Origin of the sequence: Bradyrhizobium sp. I1.14.4, assembly GCF_050435825.1 — a bacterium.
Classification (GTDB): Bacteria; Pseudomonadota; Alphaproteobacteria; order Rhizobiales; family Xanthobacteraceae; genus Bradyrhizobium.
On the sequence record NZ_JBNDLA010000002.1, the window covers coordinates 116,877 to 135,106 of the forward strand.

Genomic DNA, 18,230 nt, shown 5'->3' on the forward strand with positions numbered 1-18,230 from the left:
TTGCTCACGGTCATGCCGTCGTTCTGGACACCGCCGGGTGTGATCCGGCGCGCTGCGGCAGGACCAGCACGCAGGCGATGATGAAGACCGCGAGAGCCGCCGACGCGATCGGGCGGCTCAGCGCGAGACCACCGTCGCTGACCGGCTTGTCGAGGAGGTCGCCGACCGTGGCACCCAACGGCCGCGACAGGATGAAGGCTGCCCAGAACAGCGTCACGCGCGAGATCGAGGTCCAGTAGTAAGCGGCCGCGATCGCGGCCAGCGCCACACCGAACACCAGCGCGCCGCCCTCGTAGCCGAGCCCGGTGGAGTCGGCGATCCAGTCGCCGAGCGCGGTGCCGAGCGTCTGCGAGAACGTGATTGCGGTCCAGTAGAGTAGCTCGACCCTGGGCGTGCTCACGGTGTTGACGGAGATCGAGCCGAGCGACCAGTACCAGAGGCCGAGCGTAAGCAGCAGCAGGCAGAGCAGCAGGGTCGATCCGCCGGTGTAGCCGATGCCGAGCGACCGATCGGCGAAATCGGCCATGGTCGTGCCGAATGTCGTCGATGCGACGATCGTGGCCCAATACAGCACCGGGTGAAACGCCTTCGCGGCGATCTGCGCGGCAATCAGGGCGGCGAGCACGAACAGGAACAGCATGGTCCCGGCCAGGTAGCCCCAGCTCAATGTCATCGTGACGGTGTCGCCGCCGGTTTCGCCGAGCGTGGTGGCGGCGATCTTGATGATCCAGAAGACGAGCGTGACTTCGGGAACCTTGCTCTTGGTGTATTCGATCGAATTCATGGGGCGTCTCTCTGCGGGGGCAATGCTGCGTTATCCCGCAAAGCAGGCGCGGTTTCGGCATTGCGTTCAACAATGCTTGAGCCGGCCGCGAACGGCGCCGAATTGTTAGGCAAGCCTCAGCAGAGTTACTCTTCGTGGCCACCGGGCACGGCGAGGCGCGATGGCTCGGCAAGATGCGGCCAACCTGAATCTGTTGGAACTCTTTCCCGTGCGGCGTATTCTATTTTCCCGGCGCAGTCTGTTCGTTGTGTATCTCGGCCTGATGCCACCGCAGGATCTATGCAGCGAGCCGCGCCTCCGTCTGGGGAGTTTTCCCGTGATGGAGCATAGGACGAAGATCGGCAATCGGCTTCTGGCTGCGCTGCCGTCCGCAGATTTCGATCTGCTTGTGCCTCATCTCCGCAAAGTATCGCTCGAACGTGACCTCGTGCTGGTGCGATCGGGCGATCCCGTCGAACAGATCCATTTCCCCTGTACGGCATTGATCGCGTTCGTCATGGACATGCCGAATGGACAGGCCGTGGCGACCACAATGGTCGGCAATGAGGGGGCGGCCGGCATCTTGTCGACAGTGCGGCCGGTACGTTCGCCGATGACGGCGGTGGTTCGCATCGCCGGCACGACATGGCAGATCTCGCCGGCACGGTTTCAGGCGGCGCTCGTGCGAAGCCACGCGCTCGCGGATACGGTGCAGCTTCATATGCGGTCGTTGCTGATACAATTCCAGCATATCGCGGCGTGCAATGCGCTGCACTCGGTGGAAACCCGGCTGGCCCGCTGGCTGCTGCAGATTCACGATCAGATCGGCCAGGACACACTCCCGCTGACGCAGGAGACCCTGTCGGAACTGCTGGGCGTGCGGCGAACGACTGTAACCCACGCTGTGCACAAGCTTCGCGCGTCGGGCGCGATCCGGTCCAACCGGCGGAGTTCGATCGAAGTGGACAGGCCGCGCCTCGAAGCTGCGGCCTGCGAATGCTACGAGATCATGCGGGACCGGATCGATCGCATCATTCCGGCCGAAGGAACGAAACCGTCCGGCCGCGGTGCGGCGGCGCATGGGCTGCAGCGTTCTCACGCTCAACCGTGGACCAATGGCGACAAGGTTCACGCACATCCGCGTGCGGTGGGGACTTCGCGATCACGCAGCCATTGATCGGCCTGTCACGCGGGCGCAGATGTCAGGACGCCTTGCGCATCCTCTCTTCGGGCTCAAAGACCCAGGCTTCCTTGGCAAACCATTCGTGGTTGGTCCGGCAAATCGTGCAGTAGGTGCGCGAAAAGAACACCGCGCTGCAGCGGAATGTCTCGCGGTCGGCTTTCATGCCGGTTGTGATCGCGCGGCCTGTCCGTGGACATCTGATCATGATCACGCCCACCTCGTCCTCCTCCAATGTCAGGGATTGCTGGTTTGGCGCCCCTTCGGCTGGACGGCGCCTCTTCTGGTCGGAGGCGCTTGTCCAGACGGGCTCAGGGGCGAGGGGCTCGCTCAGGAAGGCGTCTTCAGCACCCTTGCAAGACTCTTCTTGAGTGGCTCGGAGGTCTCGGTCGCGACCTTCCTGGCGAGCTCCCAAAGCTCCTTGTTCTGCGCGGTGGTGGCCTCGAAATTCCTGCGGCCATGGTCGGCCGAAAGCTGGATCGCTTCCGAGAGCGATCTGGTGCCGACAAGATCGGTCATGAAGGCGAGGGCCGAACTGACGTTGGCGCTCGAGATATCGACCAGCTTGGCCGCATAATCCGCGGTGCCCTTGGTGTTGATCGAATATGCTTCCCTGAGCAGGAGGGAGATTTCCGCCGAGGCCTCCTTGGCCTTCTCGAACTGTTCTTTGGCGCGCGCTGCATTTTGCTCGGCGATGCCCTGGAAGGCCCTGGGCAGCGCCAACAGGGGCAGGCCGAAGCCGACTTTCGAATTGTCGCTCACTTCATTCGTATGTGCGTCACTCACTGGCTCTGATCCTCTTCAAGCGAAACTCAATCAAAGGAAAATCCGGACCTTCCCTGGCGTACGGACGCCACGGAAGAGAAGCTGAAGCGTTTCCTCCTGCATGATTTCTGCCGATGCGCGGTCACCGCGTGTCCGCTCGAGGCGAACTATGTACGATCGGCGGCCGTGCTTCCGTTCGCTTTCTGACACTCGGGAAAAAATTTTTGCCGGGATGGTAGGCGGCGGTGCATCCAGCCAGCCGCTGGCCGTTCCGGCGCTCGCCGATCGCAGCGTTGGCGACGCGCTTGCGGCCGGACGTCTCGACTGCTTTGCATCCGCAGATTTGGCGGCCCGGCGCCGTCCTGATCGGGACACGCGCAGGCGAACATTTCAACGCGATCGATTGGAACTTCGACAGGCGGCCGGAGTCGAATCTCTGCTCCCGGCCCGAGCCCCCAAGCCCCTCCGGGAGAAAACCCCCCACTGGGTTGGCGGCCTTGGTGCAGCATCGGTTGTGGCGCACCGGGGCCGTTTGCTGGAATAGGGCTGGAAAACCGGCGCTCCCAAGCGCATAGTTCGGCAATGGCGACAATTGTTCAATGCAATTGCGGCGCCAGGTACAGACGCACTGAAGAGAAGTTCTTGGTGCCGCATACGGGTGACGCGATCTGCACGGTCTGCGGAGCTGCGCTGGAATCGTGGCTGGAAGCGACCCACGTTCCCACATACGAACTTGTTGAACGTCCGGATCGACGACAGACGACCGGAATGACCGGCCACCCGTAAGGGCCCGGCCGAGACCGGACAGCGTACTCGTGCCGTGCCTCGCGAGCAGCTCGTGCTCGACTAGCTAGCCGAGCCGCTGATCCCGCGCGTTCTGGGTGTCCTCCGTCGCGACCTTGACGGCTTCGGTGGCGGCGCGCTTCTCGGCGCCCTTGCGGCTCGAGATGTCGATCGCCTTGCGGCCGGCGATTTCGTTGCCGGCGTCGACCGGCATCTGCCAGAAGAACCAGGCCGAGGCCGCCGAGATCAACGAGACCACGATGAAAGCCGGCGCGAACACATCGGCGGAGAGCTCGGTCTGGTGATGCAGCGCCAGCGTGCTTTCAACAGAGAACGCGCCGACCGCGACGCCTGCGGACACCGCGAGCTGCTGATTGACGCTGACGAGGGTGGTGGCCCGGCTCATCTGCGGGGCCTCGACCTCGGCATAAGCCACGGTGTTGATCGCGGTGAACTGCAGCGAGCGGAAGAAGCCGCCGACCACCAGGATGATGAAGATCAGCATCAGCGGCGTCGAGATCGTGAACAGGGCGCAGGCGGCGAGGAAGGCCGAACTGACCACCGCATTGACGGTCATCATGTTGCGGAAGCCGAAGGCGCGGATGATGCGCGCCGCCAGCGTCTTCATGCCCATGGCGCCGACCGCCGAAGCAAAGGTGACGAGACCGGATTGGAACGGCGACAGGCCGAAGCCGACCTGCATCAGCAGCGGCAAGAGGAACGGCAGCGCACCGATGCCGAGCCGGAACATGAAGCCGCCGACGATCGATGCGCGCATGGTCGGAAGCCGCAGCAACCCGAAATCGAGCACCGGCGACCCGGTGCGCCGCGCGTGCAGGACGTAGAGCGTCATCGACACCGTGCCGACCCCGACCAATGCGGCGACGATCGGCCACGGCAAGAGATTGAGGCCGGCGACCGAAAGCCCGAAGGCGATGCCGGCGAGGCCTACGCCGGCCAGCACCAGCCCCATGAGATCGAAGCGTTCAGGGTCTTCGCTCTTGATCGGGTCGATGTATTTAAGCGCCAGGAAGATGCCGAGCAGCCCGATCGGGATGTTGATCAGGAAGATCCAGTGCCAGGAGAAATAAGTGGTGATGAAGCCGCCGAGCGGCGGCCCGATGACCGGGCCTATCAGCGCCGGCACCGTCACCCAGGCCATCGCATTGACCAGCGCGCTCTTGTCGACCGAGCGTAATAGCACCAGCCGCCCGACCGGTGTCATCATCGCGCCGCCGAGGCCCTGCAGGATGCGGGCGAACACGAAATCGGTCACCGAGGAGGACAGCGCGCAGCCGATCGAGCCGAGCATGAACACGGCGACGGCGCCGGCAAACACGATGCGGGCGCCGAAGCGGTCCGCTGTCCAGCCGCTCGCCGGGATGAACACCGCGAGCGACAGCAGATAGGACGTGATCGCGAGCTTCAGCGTCAGGGGGCTGGTGCCGATATCGGCCGCGATCGCCGGCAGCGAGGTCGCGATCACAGTGGAATCCATGTTCTCCATAAAGAGAGCGGTGGCCACGATGAGCGGGATCAGGCGTTGCTTGTTCATCAAAATGGGACGGCTGTGCTGAAAAAGGCGGGCGAGGGGGCTGTATCATCCTGCCCCCGGCCACGCTATTGCGGAACCGGCCAAACCACCTAGATCCTGCGTGACGCTGGTATGCATCCGCCAGCGTTTGAGGTGTCGTGCCGTGATCTACGTCCTTGCCGCTCTGCTGCCGCCGATCGGGCTGCTCCTGAACGGACAGCCGTTTTCGGCCATTTTCAATCTGGTTCTGATCGTATTTTGCGCGGTTTTCGGGCTGTTTTTCCACGTATTGCTGCTGGTGCCGTCGGCCCATGCTGTCATCGCGGTCCACATGAAGCGGGAGGACCGGCGCCACCGCGAAATGGTCGAGGCGATCCGCCGCCACGGGCCGCCGCCCGGCTACCGGGCCCCGTAAAAAGCCTGTGCATGGCTGGCAAACACTTTGATTCGTCATGCCGCCATGCTATCGACCAGCGTCAACCCCATCGATGGGCGCCGATTCGACGGTGACGCAGCGAGCGTCGCCGCAGGCGGCGTTCATCCGTAAGATTATCGCGGCTGCGGCCGCCGAAAGGAGTTGGCAATGGCCACGGGATTTCAGGCTATCCGCGAAGCCTACACGTTCGACGATGTGCTTCTGAAGCCCGGTCTGTCCGACGTCCTTCCCTCGGAAGTCGATATCCGCTCACGCGTCACCCGCGCGATCCAACTCAACATCCCGATCATGGCGTCCGCGATGGATACCGTCACCGAGGCGCGCATGGCGATTGCGATGGCGCAGGCCGGCGGCCTCGGCGTCATCCATCGCAATTTCGACCCCGAAGGTCAGGCTACCCAGGTGCGACAGGTGAAGAAGTTCGAATCCGGCATGGTGGTCAATCCGCTCACCATTGGTCCTGACGCCACGCTGTCGGACGCGCTGACGCTGATGAAGGATCACGGCATCTCCGGCATCCCGGTCGTCACGGGTGCGGCCAAGAACGTGCCGGGCAAGCTGGTCGGCATCCTGACCAACCGCGACGTGCGCTTTGCCAGCGATCCCAGGCAGAGGGTCTCGGAACTGATGACGCACGAGAACCTCGTGACGGTGCGCGAGGGCGTCAGCCAGGACGAGGCGAAGCGGATGCTGCACCAGCATCGCATCGAAAAGCTGCTCGTCGTCGACGACCAATATCGCTGCGTCGGACTGATCACCGTGAAGGACATCGAGAAGGCGGTCGCCCATCCGCTCGCCTGCAAGGACGAGCACGGCCGCTTGCGCGTCGCCGCCGCCACCACGGTGGGCGAGACCGGCTATGAGCGCACCGAGCGGCTGATCGATGCCGGCGTCGACGTCGTCGTGGTCGATACCGCGCACGGTCATTCGCGGCATGTCCTCAATGCCGTCAACCGCATCAAGCGGCTCTCCAACGCCGTGCAGGTCGTGGCCGGCAATGTCGCGACCTCGGACGGCGCGCAGGCGCTGATCGATGCGGGGGCTGACTGCATCAAGGTCGGCATCGGCCCCGGCTCGATCTGCACCACGCGCATCGTCGCCGGCGTCGGCGTGCCGCAACTGACCGCGATCATGGATGCGGTCGCGGCGGCGAAGAAGGCCGACGTGCCCGTGATCGCCGACGGCGGCATCAAATATTCCGGCGACCTCGCCAAGGCGCTTGCCGCCGGTGCTGACATCGCGATGGTCGGCTCGCTGCTCGCCGGCACCGACGAGACGCCGGGCGAAGTGTTCCTGTGGCAGGGCCGCTCCTACAAGGCCTATCGCGGCATGGGCTCGGTCGGCGCGATGGCGCGCGGCTCGGCCGACCGCTACTTCCAGCAGGATATCAAGGATACGCTGAAGCTGGTGCCCGAGGGCATCGAGGGCCAGGTGCCCTACAAGGGTCCGGTCGGCAACGTCATGCATCAGCTCGCCGGCGGCCTTCGCGCCGCGATGGGTTATGTCGGCGCGAAGGACATCAGGGACTTCCACGACAAGGCCGAGTTCGTGCGTATCACCGGCGCCGGCCTGCGCGAGAGCCACGTCCACGACGTGACCATCACGCGCGAATCCCCGAACTACCCGGGCGGCGCGTAAGCCTACTCCACGTCATTCCGGGGCGATGCGAATTATCGAACTCAGGCGCGCACTTGCGCGCCTGAGAATCTCGAGATTCCGGGGATTGAGCGGACAATGAGTTTGCCGTCAGAAACGGTCTCGAGTTCACGCCGTCGCAGTGGATCACGGCTTTCGCCGGAAGCGAAGGGCCGCAAGCGGACCACCAGGCCGCCGATCACCGGCCCGTGCAAATGCTAAGCGAGCCAACGCTTGCGTCGCTTGTAGTGCTTCACATCGCGATATGATTTTCGTTTGTCGCCGGCGACGCCAAGATAGAACTCCTTGACGTCCTCGTTTGCGGCGAGCGCGTGCGCTTCGCCGTCCATCACCACGCGGCCATTTTCGAGGATGTAGCCGTGGCTCGCATATCTGAGCGCCATATTGGTGTTCTGCTCGGCGAGAAGAAAGGATACACCTTCCTTGGCGTTGAGATCTTTCACGATCTCGAAGATCTCTTCGACGATTTGCGGCGCGAGGCCCATCGACGGTTCGTCGAGCAGGATCATCTTCGGGCGCGACATCAGCGCGCGGCCAATCACGCACATCTGCTGTTCGCCGCCCGACGTATAGCCGGCGGTGGAACTGCGCCGCTCTTTGAGGCGGGGAAAATAGGCGTAGACCCGTTCAAGGTCCTGCGCGATCGCGAACTTGCCATCCGTCCGCGTAAAGGCGCCGGTCAGGAGGTTTTCCTCGACCGTAAGATGAGGGAAGGCACGCCGGCCCTCCATCACCTGAATGCAGCCGCGTCGCACCACGTCGTTTGGCGACAGGGACTTCACCTCGATGCCGTTGAACAGGATCGACCCCTTGGTGACCTCGCCGCGCTCTGCATGCAGCAGATTGGAGATCGCCTTCAGCGTCGTCGTCTTGCCGGCGCCGTTGGCGCCGAGAAGCGCGACAATGCGGCCCCGCGGGACCTCCAGCGAGACGCCCTTCAACACGAGGATGACATGATCGTAGACAGCCTCGATATTGTTGACCGATAGAATCAGGGCTGCCGATTCCGTCGCAGCGGTGACCGCCTTGGCGTTTGACACGCGTGGACCTCCAAGCAGTTGCACCTTCCGGGATCCGGGAGCAGGCAAACCTGCCTCCCGGATCACCTACACGGGCTCAGGTTTCCTTCGCGCAGTCGCGCGGCTTGATCTTCTTCTCCGCGGCATACTTCGCGGACACATCGGCGACGAGCGGTTCGATGAGCGATTCGTCAGCCGTGTACCAGTCGGAGATCACTTTCCAACCCTTGCCATCCCATTGCTGGACGCGCCCGTAGCGCGCGCCCTCGTGGTCGGAGCAGGAAATGCTGACCGGCTTCAACATACCCTCAAAGCCGAGTTCCTTTATACGTGCATCAGTCAGGATGAGGTTCTCAAGCCCCCAACGGACCTGCTCGCCCGTCAGCGGTTTCTTGCCGAACTTTTCCTGTGCCTTGCGGATCGCCTCCACGCCGAGCATGGCGTTCGTGATGCCGCGGTTGTAGAGAACTTCGCCGATCTTGCCAGGTTCCGTCGAACCCTTGCCCTTGGCGTAGACGTACTTCTCCATGTCGGCGTGCACTGGATATTTTCCTGCGCCATGCTGAAGCATCAGCGACTTGTAGCCGGCGGCCTGATCACCTGCCGGCGTCACATCCGGCTCTGCGCCAGACCACCAAACACCGATCATCTTGTCGCGCGGATAGGCGACGGACGCCGCTTCCTTGATTGCCGTGCTGTTCATGACGCCCCAGCCCCAGACCAGCACATAGTCCGGCCGATTCTGGCGGATCGCCAGCCATTGCGACTTCTGCTCGACGCCGGGGTGCGTGACCGGGATCGGCGTGAACTCAAAGCCGTATTTCTGGGCCAACACCTGCAGCATCGGGATTGGCTCCTTGCCATACGGGCTGTCGTGATACAGTAGCGAAATCTTCCTGCCTTTCAGCTTGTCGAACCCGCCGAGCTCCTTGGCGACGTGCTGGATCGCGATATCCGCCGCGGACCAGTAGGTGCCGAGCAGCGGGAAGTTGTACGGGAATACCGCGCCGTTCTTGGAATCGGCACGGCCGTACCCCATCGTGATGATCGGGATCTTGTCGGTCGCGGTCTTTTCGGTGAGCGCGAAGGTGATGCCGGTCGACAGCGGATTGATGAAGGCCGCGCCGGTCGGCCCCTTGCCCTTGAGGCGCTCGTAACACTCGACCCCCTTGTCGGTCGCGTAGGCGGTCTCGCACTCCTCGACCAGAAGCTTGACGCCGTTGATGCCGCCGTCGCGTTCGTTGATCAGTTTGTAGTAGTCGGCAACGCCGTTTGCATAAGGCGCGCCGTTCACGGCGTACGGCCCTGTCCGGTAGGACAGAATCGGGACGAACTGCTCGTTTTGCGCTGCGGCCGGTGCGGCGAACGGCGCGCCAGACAGAATGGCCGCCGTCAGTATCAATACATTGCGTACAATAGCTGCCATGTTGATAATTCTCCTCTTTTGAACCCCTCTTTTTCCATCCGGGGGCTTTGTTGTCCTTCCTTCTCTGCTAGCGGTCGCTATCCGCGCTGCGATAAAGGCGCGATCGCTGCTTCAATATGGAAACGGCCAAAGTCTGAGCTTCTCCTTGCCGATCGATATCAGCCGGGCGAAGCCACGGGGTTCCTTGATCAGAAGATAGCAGATCAACGATCCGAAGATGATGAATTCGAGGTGCGTGATCGTTTGCGTCGACAGTGGCAGGCCGAGTTCGCTTGGAATCACATTCAGCATGATCGGCACGACGAGGATGAAGGCCGCCCCGATGAACGAACCCATGATCGATCCGAGCCCGCCGATGATGACCATGAACAGAAGCTCCAGCGAGCGGTCGATCGAGAAGGCAAGCGGCTCCCATGAACCGAGGTAGACGAACGCCCAGAGCGCACCCGCCACCCCGATGATGAACGAAGAGACCGCGAAAGCCGTGAGTTTTGCGTAGAGCGGCCGGATGCCGATCAGTTCGGCGGCAATATCCATGTCGCGGATCGCCATCCACTGCCTGCCGAGATTTCCGCGAACGAGGTTCTTTGCCAACACCGCCATCACGGTCACGAAGAGCAGGCACAGCAGGTAGCGCTCGACCGGCGTGCGAACGACCATACCGAAGAAATCCAGCGACGGTGCATTGACCGATCCCGACGGGGCGTAGTTGGTGAACCACGGAATTCGCAGGAACGCCCAATCGAAGAAGAACTGCGCGGCGAGCGTTGCGACCGCAAGGTAGAGACCCTTGATCCGCAGACTGGGAATGCCGAACAGGATTCCGGCACCCGCCGCCATGAACCCGCCAAGCAGAATGGATACCAGCACGGGCAGCGGCGGCATCGAGATCGTGAAGCCAAGCCAGGCAAGCGGGATATGAACGCCTGTCGCCATCTTGTAGGCGGAATAGGCGCCGACGGCCATGAACGCGCCGCTGCCGAGCGAAATTTGGCCGCAATAGCCGACGAGAATGTTGGTCCCGATGGCGGCGAGCGCCAGGATAAGGAAGGGCAGCAGGATCGCCCACAACAGATAGTCGGTGCGGAACGGCCAGATATGGAGGGAGGCCAACAGCGGCACGCCGACGAAAGCGATCGCGAGCAAGACGGCGAGCGCAATACGGTCCTGACGGATCGGAAAGATCGCCATGTCCTCCGCGTAGCTCGTCTTGAACTGGCCGGCCTCGCGATAAAGCACAACGAACTCCTCTTCTCAGATACGTTCGATGATCCGCTCGCCGAACAGCCCCTGCGGCCGCACGAGCAGCACCGCCAACGCCAGCACAAACGCAAACCAATATTCGATACCGCCACCGATTGATGGCCCTAGATACGCCTCGGCAAGCTTCTCGCCCGCCCCCACGATGAGCCCGCCAACGATGGCTCCCGGAATCGAGGTGAGGCCGCCGATTATCAGAACCGGCAGCGCCTTCAGCGCGAGAAAAGTGATGGAGAACTGCACGCCGAGCTTGGTCCCCCACACGGTCGCCGCGACCAGCGCAACGAGGCCGGCGGCAAGCCAGACGACGAACCAGATCCAACTGATCGGGATCCCGACTGAATGCGCGGCCAAATGGTCGTCGGCCACGGCCCTGAGTGCGCGACCAGTCTTGGTACGCTGAAAGAAAATTGCGAGGCCGGCGACCAGGACGCCTGCGATCAACGCGCCCCAGACATCCAGCTTGTTGACCAGAATCCCACCCGGGAACAGGCCTTCAAACAAGAACCAGGCGTCGGTCGGGAACAGCCGCAACGGGTAGACATCCGATCCGAAGATCATCTCCGCGGCGCCCTCGATGACGAATGTCACGCCGATCGTCGACATGAACAGCGTCAGGCCGTCCTGGTTGACGAGAGGTCCGATCACGAACCGCTCGATGAGCCAGGCCGTTGCCGCCATGATCACGGCGGCAAAGCCGATAGCGAGGACGACCGCGACCCAAAGCGGAAGGCCGTTGGCGACCAGGAGGTCGAGGGAGCGAACCAGCGCCAATCCCGCCAGCAATACCATTGCTCCCTGAGCATAGTTAAATACGCCGGATGCCTTGAAGATCAGCACGAAGCCGAGCGCGACCAGCGAATAGAGCACGCCGGACATCAATCCGCCGATAAGGACCTCGAGAAACTGACCCAGTGCGATCATGGACGCACCTCAATGCGCGACGCCAAGATACGCGTCGATGACGGCTTGACTTCTCTTCACTTCATCAGGCGTGCCGTCGGCGATCTTTACGCCGTGATCAAGCACCGCTACGCGATCCGACAGATCCATGACCACGGCCATGTCGTGCTCGATCAGGGCGATGGTCGTGCCGTAATGGTTGTTCACATCAGTGATGAACCGCGACATGTCCTCCTTCTCCTCGAGGTTCATGCCTGCCATCGGCTCGTCGAGGAGAAGAAGTTCGGGCTCCATCGCTAGGGCGCGACCGAGTTCGACACGCTTCTGCAAGCCGTATGGCAAACGCCCAACCGGTACCTTGCGGATTGTCTCGATCTCCAGAAAGTCGATGATCTCCTCGACCTTGCGCCGATGCTCAACCTCCTCTGCGAGGGCAGGGCCATAACGCAGCACCTGCCACAACAGCCCCCGGCGCACCTTCAGGCTGCGGCCTGCCATGATGTTGTCGAGCGCGCTCATGCCCTTGAACAGGGCGACATTCTGAAAGGTGCGTGCGATGCCGCCGCGTGCCGCCTCGAAGGGCTGCATTCTGGCCCGGGTGCGCCCCTTGAAGGTGATGGCGCCGTGGTTGGGATGATAGAAGCCGTTGACGACGTTCAGCATCGAGGTTTTGCCGGCGCCGTTGGGGCCGATGATGGCTCGAATTTCACCCTTTCTGACGTTGAACGAAACGTCCCGCAGCGCCTTGACGCCGCCGAACGCCAGTGCCACGCCCTCGACCTGCAGCAGGATTTCGTTGGTGTCCGGCGCTCTCATGCTGCTCTTCCCAGGGATTCTGCCGGACCGACGGCTTGCATGTCGCGAATCTTGACCCGTGCCGCGATCGTGCCCTTCCGGCCGTCCTCAAAAGTCACTTCCGTGGAAATGTCGCCGTCTTGCGCTCCGCTGTAGAGTGCCGTGACCAACGGTGCATAGCGTTCGGCAACGAAGCGGCGGCGCACCTTTTGCGTGCGGGTCAGTTCGCCGTCATCCGCGTCGAGTTCCTTGTGCAGAATGAGAAAGCGGCGAATCTGGGCGCCCGCAAGCACCGCTTCCCCGGCCAGAGAGCGGTTCACCGCGGCAACGTCTTTCGCGACCGTGTCATAGACCAGCGGATGCCCGGCAAGCTCCTGATAGGATCCGTAGGCGACATTGTTGCGTTCGGCCCAATTCGCGACGGCGACCGGGTCGATGTTGAGCATGGCGCAAACGAACTCTCTGGAGTCGCCGAACGTGATCGCTTCCTTGATATTGGGATAGAACTTCAGTCTGTTCTCAAGGTATTTCGGGGCAAACATCGTGCCGTCGGTCAGCCGACCCACATCCTTCGCACGATCGATGATCTTCAGATGCCCAGTCTTCTCGTCGAAAAAGCCCGCATCGCCGGTCCTGACGTATCCGTCGGACGTCATAGCTTCCGCGGTCCTTGCCTGATCCTTGAAGTATCCGAGGAACATGCCCGGCGAGCGAAACTGCACTTCGCCCGACTCCGCAATGCGAATGTCAACGTTGGGCGCCGGCGGACCGACCGTATCCGAGTAAATTTCGCCATCGGGCTGGCACGTTACGTAGAGGAACGCTTCGGTCTGGCCGTAGAGCTGTTTCAGGTTCAGTCCGATCGAGCGGTAGAACGCGAACAGATCCGGACCGATAGCTTCGCCCCCAGTGTATGCGACGCGCACCAGCGACAGGCCAAGAACGTTCTTGAGCGGCTCGTAGACCAGCCAGCGCCCGAGCGCATAGAGCAATCGGCCTGACAGCGGCACCGGACGTCCCGTCAAGACTTGCTCGCCATACCGCCGCGCGACGTCTAGAAAGTAGCTGAACAATCGCCGCTTGATCGGCGCTGCGTCCTCCATCCGGACCATCAGCCGCGTCAGCATGGCCTCGAAACCGCGTGGCGGGGCCAGGTAGAAGGTTGGTCCTATCTCAAGCCGATCCTGCTCGATTGTGTCGCCGCTCTCGGGACACGCTATACAGAATCCGGCCACCACGCCTTGCACATAACTGACGTAATGATCGCCCGCCCAAGCCAGCGGCAGATAGGCGAGCACCACGTCCTGGTCGGTCAACTTGTCGAACCGCGTGGTGTCGGTCGCAGCATCGATGCAGCCTCGCGCCGACAGCATGACGCCCTTCGGTGCGCCGGTCGTTCCCGACGTGTAGAGGATGACCGCGATGTCCGAACCGTTGCCCGCCCGGATGGATTCATCGATCCGTACGCCAAGCGCTGGGTCGGCCGCAAACGCGGCGCGGCCGTCCTCGATAATGGCGCCGATTGCGATCAGTCGACTGTGGTCATAGGCGTCAAGGCCGCGCGGCTCGTCGTAGACAATCTTGTTGAGTTGCGGCAGTCGGTCGGAGACGGACAAGACCTTGTCGACCTGCTCCTGGTCCTGCGCTGCGACGAGCTTCGCGTCGGCATGAGCGAGAACAAAGGCAAGCTCATCCGCCACGGCATCTGAATAGACCGGAACGGGAATGGCGCGCAGCACCTGCGCTGCCATCATGGTCCAGTAAAGCTTCGGCCGATTTGAGCCAACTACGGCGATCGTATCGCCTTGCCGCAAGCCAAGGCGATGCAAGCCCGCGGCGTAGGCGCGCACGATCTCGGCAACTTGAGCCCAGGTCCAGCTCTGCCAGATGCCAAGATCCTTGTGCCGAAACGCCGGACGCGTGCCAAACTGCGCGGCATTTCGCAGCAGCAATTTGGGGAACGTATCAAACGATCCGCCGGCCATGTCGGTCTCGATCCCAAAAACCGGCGCGTTGGTTCGCCCCTGCTTGTGGTGATGCCGGCCCGTTTTGGGCAGCAGCCATGCGAGTGCCGCACGCTCCGACATTACAACGGATCGAAAGTCCGACAAGTGGCAGATTGATAGATGGCGTTCCTGCGCGGGCGCGCGACAGGGATGGATCTACCGGCTGCCACTCTCCGAAGGTGAATCCCGCCGCCAAACCAGTCCAGAGAGACCTTGCAGCGCGAAGAAGCTGGTCGGCTCCTCAAGAGGTAATCCCAATGCTTCGGAAGGCCTCACATTCGTCGGGCTGTCCCACGGAACCGACCGAAGTCCTGCGCCACTCAGATTTCGAGGGGGCCGTAAACCAATCGCCGATTTGCTGCGGGGCCGCCCTCGTTGCGACCTATCGACGGCCGCCTAACCGCTTTAGCTCCATCGCGCCGGATGCCGAGGTCGGATCAGGAAAATTGAGTATGGCCGCTTCGTTCGCTGGTGGTGCGCTATGACAAACTTGCTGCCACCAGATTTCGGGGGGGCGATCCTGCGGACGGCCCCGAAATGAGAGCAGGGCGCTTGTCGGCAACGTGCCTGGCATGACGGGCACCATTTCAAACACCGTTTCAAACAAGCGCGCGCGGAAGAGCAAAATCCATCTCCCTTGCAGGGAGGTGGATTGCGTGACTACGTGTGCGCCACGAACCAATCATCCCAAAAGTCACCTCAAGAGGAAATCCAAATGTCCCAAGGAAAGCGCATCGTTCTGGCCTCGCGCCCGCATGGCGAGCCCACGCCGGCCAATTTCAGGCTCGAGGACTACACGCCGCCGACGCCAGGCGCGGGCGAGGTGCTGCTGCGCACCATCTGGCTGTCGCTCGATCCCTATATGCGCGGCCGCATGGCCGACGGTCCGTCCTATGCCGCGCCGGTGCCGGTCGGAGGGGTGATGGAAGGCGGCACGGTCAGCGAGGTGATCACGTCCAACAACCCGGGCTTTGCCAAGGGCGATATCGTGCTGTCGCGCGCGGGCTGGCAGACGCATGTGCTGTCCGACGGCAAGGGGCTCGCCAAGATCGATCCGAAGATCGCGCCGATCTCGACCGCCGTCGGCGTGCTCGGCATGCCCGGCATGACCGCCTATACGGGACTGCTCGAGATCGGCAAGCCGCAGGCGGGCGAGACGGTGGTGGTCGCGGCCGCGTCCGGCGCCGTCGGCTCGGCGGTCGGCCAGATCGCCAAGATCAAGGGCGCGCGGGCGATCGGCATCGCCGGCGGCAAGGACAAGTGCGCTTACGTCAAGAACGAGCTCGGCTTCGACGAGTGCCTCGACCATCGCGATCCCAATCTTGCGGCGAAGCTCAAGGAAGCCTGCCCGAAGGGCATCGACGTCTATTTCGAGAATGTCGGCGGCGCGGTGTTCGACGCGGTGTTTCCGCTCCTGAATGCCTTCGCGCGCATTCCGGTCTGCGGCCTGATCGCGCATTACAACGACACCGAAGCGCACGCACCGAAATGGGCCGGCGCTATGATGCGCAACATCCTGACCAAGCGGCTGATCTTCCGCGGCTTCATCGTCAGCGACTTCGCCGCCATGCATGGCGACTTCCTCCGCGACATGTCGCAGTGGGTGCGCGAGGGCAAGGTCAAGTACAAGGAGTTCGTGACTGAGGGGCTCGACAGCGCACCCGAAGCCTTCATGGGCCTGCTCAAGGGCGCCAATTTCGGCAAGCAACTGGTCAGGGTCGGGCCGGACAAGACCTGAACCAGAGCGTTCCGGCTCTTATTCCGCGCAACAAAGTATCAAAAACACCACAATGGCGGGCTTTTGGGGGCTTTCCGGCCCCCATTTGCTTGACGGGGACCCGGACCAGTTGATTCAATATGGCTATATTTCAGGTGTAGCCATGGTTTTTGAACTTATTGCTTTCGGGGTCATCCTCCTCGCCGTCGGCTATTGGGCGACGATGTTCGTCATGGGCCGCCGCGACGACGTCTTGCACGGAAAATTTGTGGAGCCCGAACCGGACGTTGAGCCGGTGCGCTTCATGCCGCACATGCCTCGCTCGCCGGCGCCGCAGCCGGACAAGGACTCACTGCAGGCGCTGCTCACCGTCATCAAGCGGGACCTGCACGACGCCGCGCGAAGTTGACGCCGCTCAAGCTGCCGTCTGCTTGCCGAGCAGCATGTCCAGGTCGACATCGACCTGGCCTTTGGCCCTGACGTGACGGACCTCGAAACTGTCGGGCTGGAAGCGATACTCGACGAGGCCGGTTTCCTTGATGCCGATCACCTCCTGCCTCGCGTCTGATATGACGAAGCCGGCCGAGGGCGCCCAGATCTGTCTGACATGCTCGAACGTATAGTCGCGGCGCTGATGCACATGGCCGCTGCCGACCAGGCGCAGATCGACCTTGCCGAACATCTCGATCAGGCGCCGCCGCGCCGGCTGCGGCACGAAGCGGATCGCGGTCTCGACGCGCTCGGCATCGGTGGGCACGTCGAGATAGAGCGGCTTGTGCAGGAACAGCGCGACCGGCCTGCCGACGGCCTTGTCGAGTGCTGTGGCGAGCCAGTCGAACTGCTCGGCCTCGCTGTCGAGGCCGGTGTTCATGATCAGCGAGTTCAGCCCGATGAAGCACCAGCCGGCGGCATCGAAATGCCAGCGGTCCTCGCCGAGCACCGAGGTGAAGGCGCCGCGCGTCGCTTCGGTCGGCAGTTGCGCCGGCACCGGGCCGACTGCGGTGGGATTGTCGCCGATATCGTGATTGCCGGGCAGATAGAGACAATCGACCGGCAGCACGCCGTGCAGCTCCTTGGCGAACACCAGGTCGTCGCGGCTGGTCGGCCCATCGAACGAGACGTCGCCGGAGTTGAGCACCAGATCAGGCCGCGTCGCGTCGACGTGCTCGCTGACGCGATGAAAATTGTCGATCAACGGCTTGAAGCGGCGCGCGAGGTGGGTGTCGGAGATTTGCGTCAGGCGAAACTGGGGCATGCATCGATCCTTTCGCCCGGAGCATAGGTCGGCGCGAAGTCGGAACGATGACGATTTCGGTGTCTAATTCGATGTCTTGTTTGATGCGTTGTTTGATGTCTTGTTTGGTTTTGCGCCTTGGTGCGAGCGCTAGATCGCTAGCTGCTGCATCGAGCGGGCGGGCGGGGCAGGTGGACTGACGCCGCGTCCGAGCAGTCCCGTATTGGGCAGATTTGTTCCCGTGGCGGCCGGTGACGCGTTGAGCCCGAAATAAGCGAGCGCGTCGTGCCTGACGTCGTAGGCCGCAAAGCCGAGCAGGGTGAGCGCCAGCGCCGCGGCGAGAGTGTGCCTGACGATGTCGCGCGTCGAGCGATAGCCGCTGCGGAAATAGGCCGAGAGCAGGATCGCGACCAGCAGCGCCGCCGCGCCGCCGGCGAGCCCCGCCATCACCATGCCGAGCCCGCCATCTGCTGCGTCGTCGAACCAGCCGGTGCCGGGATCGATCGGCTTCAGCAGGGCTGTGAGGAGATCGCCGAGGGTTGCGGCCGCCAGGGCCGCGCCGTCCAGGATCGGGGTGATGATGCTCATCGCGTCATCCGTAAGGAACTGAAACCGCCATTGCTCCTGTGAGTTGGTCACCCAGGCTCGGATGATGGTTCAACGGGTTACCCAGGCGCATTATTGGGACGCTTCATTGTCAGGGGCCCGCGTGGCGGCTAAGAGGGCAGCCGGGCGCCGCGGCTGAGGGAGATT

Annotated in this window: 17 protein-coding genes; 5 read left to right on the plus strand and 12 right to left on the minus strand. The window is 62.8% G+C overall.

Annotation, left to right across the window (positions count from 1 at the left end; translation table 11 throughout):
* Positions 1 to 10: 10 nt before the first annotated feature.
* Positions 11 to 784 carry a COG4705 family protein gene (locus tag ABIB78_RS04160; protein ID WP_429021792.1) on the minus strand — a complete coding sequence of 258 codons (774 nt, stop codon included), beginning with the start codon at positions 782 to 784 and terminating at the stop codon, positions 11 to 13.
* Positions 785 to 944: 160 nt separating this feature from the next.
* Here ABIB78_RS04160 and ABIB78_RS04165 point away from each other — a divergent pair, with 160 nt between their 5' ends.
* Positions 945 to 1,940, plus strand: a complete 996-nt coding sequence (locus ABIB78_RS04165; RefSeq protein WP_429021794.1) for a Crp/Fnr family transcriptional regulator — start codon at positions 945 to 947, stop codon at positions 1,938 to 1,940.
* Positions 1,941 to 1,965: 25 nt separating this feature from the next.
* On the opposite strand, the gene ABIB78_RS04170 is transcribed toward ABIB78_RS04165, so the two are convergent.
* The 3 genes from ABIB78_RS04170 to ABIB78_RS04180 all read right to left on the minus strand — a co-directional run bounded on the left by ABIB78_RS04170 (position 1,966) and on the right by ABIB78_RS04180 (position 5,046).
* The gene (locus ABIB78_RS04170) at positions 1,966 to 2,163 is read right to left on the minus strand and encodes a hypothetical protein (protein WP_429021796.1); all 198 of its coding nucleotides are present in this window, start codon (positions 2,161 to 2,163) and stop codon (positions 1,966 to 1,968) included.
* 110 nt (positions 2,164 to 2,273) lie between these two features.
* Positions 2,274 to 2,729 carry a phasin family protein gene (locus tag ABIB78_RS04175; protein WP_429021798.1) on the minus strand — a complete coding sequence of 152 codons (456 nt, stop codon included), beginning with the start codon at positions 2,727 to 2,729 and terminating at the stop codon, positions 2,274 to 2,276.
* 829 nt (positions 2,730 to 3,558) lie between these two features.
* Complete coding sequence (locus tag ABIB78_RS04180; RefSeq protein ID WP_429021801.1) at positions 3,559 to 5,046, minus strand: DHA2 family efflux MFS transporter permease subunit; 1,488 nt, start codon at positions 5,044 to 5,046, stop codon at positions 3,559 to 3,561.
* 142 nt (positions 5,047 to 5,188) lie between these two features.
* On the opposite strand from ABIB78_RS04180, the gene ABIB78_RS04185 reads away from it, so the two are divergent.
* The gene (locus ABIB78_RS04185; RefSeq protein WP_018271177.1) at positions 5,189 to 5,440 is read left to right on the plus strand and encodes a hypothetical protein; all 252 of its coding nucleotides are present in this window, start codon (positions 5,189 to 5,191) and stop codon (positions 5,438 to 5,440) included.
* 168 nt (positions 5,441 to 5,608) lie between these two features.
* Complete coding sequence (guaB, locus tag ABIB78_RS04190; protein WP_429021804.1) at positions 5,609 to 7,099, plus strand: IMP dehydrogenase; 1,491 nt, start codon at positions 5,609 to 5,611, stop codon at positions 7,097 to 7,099.
* 215 nt (positions 7,100 to 7,314) lie between these two features.
* On the opposite strand, the gene ABIB78_RS04195 is transcribed toward guaB, so the two are convergent.
* The 6 genes from ABIB78_RS04195 to ABIB78_RS04220 form a co-directional block, all read right to left on the minus strand.
* On the minus strand, positions 7,315 to 8,157 hold the full coding sequence (locus ABIB78_RS04195; RefSeq protein ID WP_429021806.1) for an ABC transporter ATP-binding protein: 843 nt from the start codon (positions 8,155 to 8,157) through the stop codon (positions 7,315 to 7,317).
* 76 nt (positions 8,158 to 8,233) lie between these two features.
* A complete protein-coding gene (locus ABIB78_RS04200; RefSeq protein WP_429021809.1) occupies positions 8,234 to 9,562 on the minus strand; it encodes an ABC transporter substrate-binding protein in 1,329 nt (442 codons plus the stop codon).
* A 111-nt stretch (positions 9,563 to 9,673) separates the two neighbouring features.
* Positions 9,674 to 10,801, minus strand: a complete 1,128-nt coding sequence (locus ABIB78_RS04205) for a branched-chain amino acid ABC transporter permease (RefSeq protein ID WP_429021811.1) — start codon at positions 10,799 to 10,801, stop codon at positions 9,674 to 9,676.
* Positions 10,802 to 10,816: 15 nt separating this feature from the next.
* Complete coding sequence (locus tag ABIB78_RS04210) at positions 10,817 to 11,746, minus strand: branched-chain amino acid ABC transporter permease (RefSeq protein WP_429021812.1); 930 nt, start codon at positions 11,744 to 11,746, stop codon at positions 10,817 to 10,819.
* Between the two features lie 9 nt (positions 11,747 to 11,755).
* Positions 11,756 to 12,541, minus strand: a complete 786-nt coding sequence (locus ABIB78_RS04215; RefSeq protein WP_429021814.1) for an ABC transporter ATP-binding protein — start codon at positions 12,539 to 12,541, stop codon at positions 11,756 to 11,758.
* A complete protein-coding gene (locus ABIB78_RS04220) occupies positions 12,538 to 14,505 on the minus strand; it encodes an AMP-binding protein (RefSeq protein WP_429022987.1) in 1,968 nt (655 codons plus the stop codon). Before ABIB78_RS04220 ends, ABIB78_RS04215 begins: the two co-directional genes overlap by 4 nt.
* Positions 14,506 to 15,241: 736 nt before the next feature.
* Here ABIB78_RS04220 and ABIB78_RS04225 point away from each other — a divergent pair.
* The gene (locus ABIB78_RS04225; protein WP_429021817.1) at positions 15,242 to 16,264 is read left to right on the plus strand and encodes an NADP-dependent oxidoreductase; all 1,023 of its coding nucleotides are present in this window, start codon (positions 15,242 to 15,244) and stop codon (positions 16,262 to 16,264) included.
* Between the two features lie 52 nt (positions 16,265 to 16,316).
* Complete coding sequence (locus ABIB78_RS04230) at positions 16,317 to 16,652, plus strand: hypothetical protein (RefSeq protein WP_429021820.1); 336 nt, start codon at positions 16,317 to 16,319, stop codon at positions 16,650 to 16,652.
* Positions 16,653 to 16,658: 6 nt separating this feature from the next.
* Here the strand turns inward: ABIB78_RS04230 and ABIB78_RS04235 are convergent, their stop codons facing one another.
* Positions 16,659 to 17,498 (minus strand): metallophosphoesterase family protein, encoded by an 840-nt coding sequence (locus tag ABIB78_RS04235; RefSeq protein ID WP_429021822.1) that lies wholly within the window; start codon positions 17,496 to 17,498, stop codon positions 16,659 to 16,661.
* A gap of 129 nt (positions 17,499 to 17,627) precedes the next feature.
* Positions 17,628 to 18,065 (minus strand): hypothetical protein, encoded by a 438-nt coding sequence (locus tag ABIB78_RS04240; RefSeq protein WP_429021825.1) that lies wholly within the window; start codon positions 18,063 to 18,065, stop codon positions 17,628 to 17,630.
* Between the last annotated feature and the right edge of the window lie 165 nt (positions 18,066 to 18,230).

What these genes read in the sequence shown, in the direction of transcription:
- ABIB78_RS04220 (WP_429022987.1), bottom strand. Translation starts at nt 14,505, where the DNA reads ATGGCCGGCGGATCGTTTGATACGTTCCCCAAATTGCTGCTGCGAAAT.
- ABIB78_RS04240 (WP_429021825.1), bottom strand. Translation starts at nt 18,065, where the DNA reads ATGAGCATCATCACCCCGATCCTGGACGGCGCGGCCCTGGCGGCCGCA.
- ABIB78_RS04200 (WP_429021809.1), bottom strand. Translation starts at nt 9,562, where the DNA reads ATGGCAGCTATTGTACGCAATGTATTGATACTGACGGCGGCCATTCTG.
- ABIB78_RS04160 (WP_429021792.1), bottom strand. Translation starts at nt 784, where the DNA reads ATGAATTCGATCGAATACACCAAGAGCAAGGTTCCCGAAGTCACGCTC.
- ABIB78_RS04210 (WP_429021812.1), bottom strand. Translation starts at nt 11,746, where the DNA reads ATGATCGCACTGGGTCAGTTTCTCGAGGTCCTTATCGGCGGATTGATG.
- ABIB78_RS04225 (WP_429021817.1), top strand. Translation starts at nt 15,242, where the DNA reads ATGTCCCAAGGAAAGCGCATCGTTCTGGCCTCGCGCCCGCATGGCGAG.
- ABIB78_RS04230 (WP_429021820.1), top strand. Translation starts at nt 16,317, where the DNA reads ATGGCGGGCTTTTGGGGGCTTTCCGGCCCCCATTTGCTTGACGGGGAC.
- guaB (WP_429021804.1), top strand. Translation starts at nt 5,609, where the DNA reads ATGGCCACGGGATTTCAGGCTATCCGCGAAGCCTACACGTTCGACGAT.
- ABIB78_RS04180 (WP_429021801.1), bottom strand. Translation starts at nt 5,046, where the DNA reads ATGAACAAGCAACGCCTGATCCCGCTCATCGTGGCCACCGCTCTCTTT.
- ABIB78_RS04165 (WP_429021794.1), top strand. Translation starts at nt 945, where the DNA reads ATGGCTCGGCAAGATGCGGCCAACCTGAATCTGTTGGAACTCTTTCCC.
- ABIB78_RS04215 (WP_429021814.1), bottom strand. Translation starts at nt 12,541, where the DNA reads ATGAGAGCGCCGGACACCAACGAAATCCTGCTGCAGGTCGAGGGCGTG.
- ABIB78_RS04235 (WP_429021822.1), bottom strand. Translation starts at nt 17,498, where the DNA reads ATGCCCCAGTTTCGCCTGACGCAAATCTCCGACACCCACCTCGCGCGC.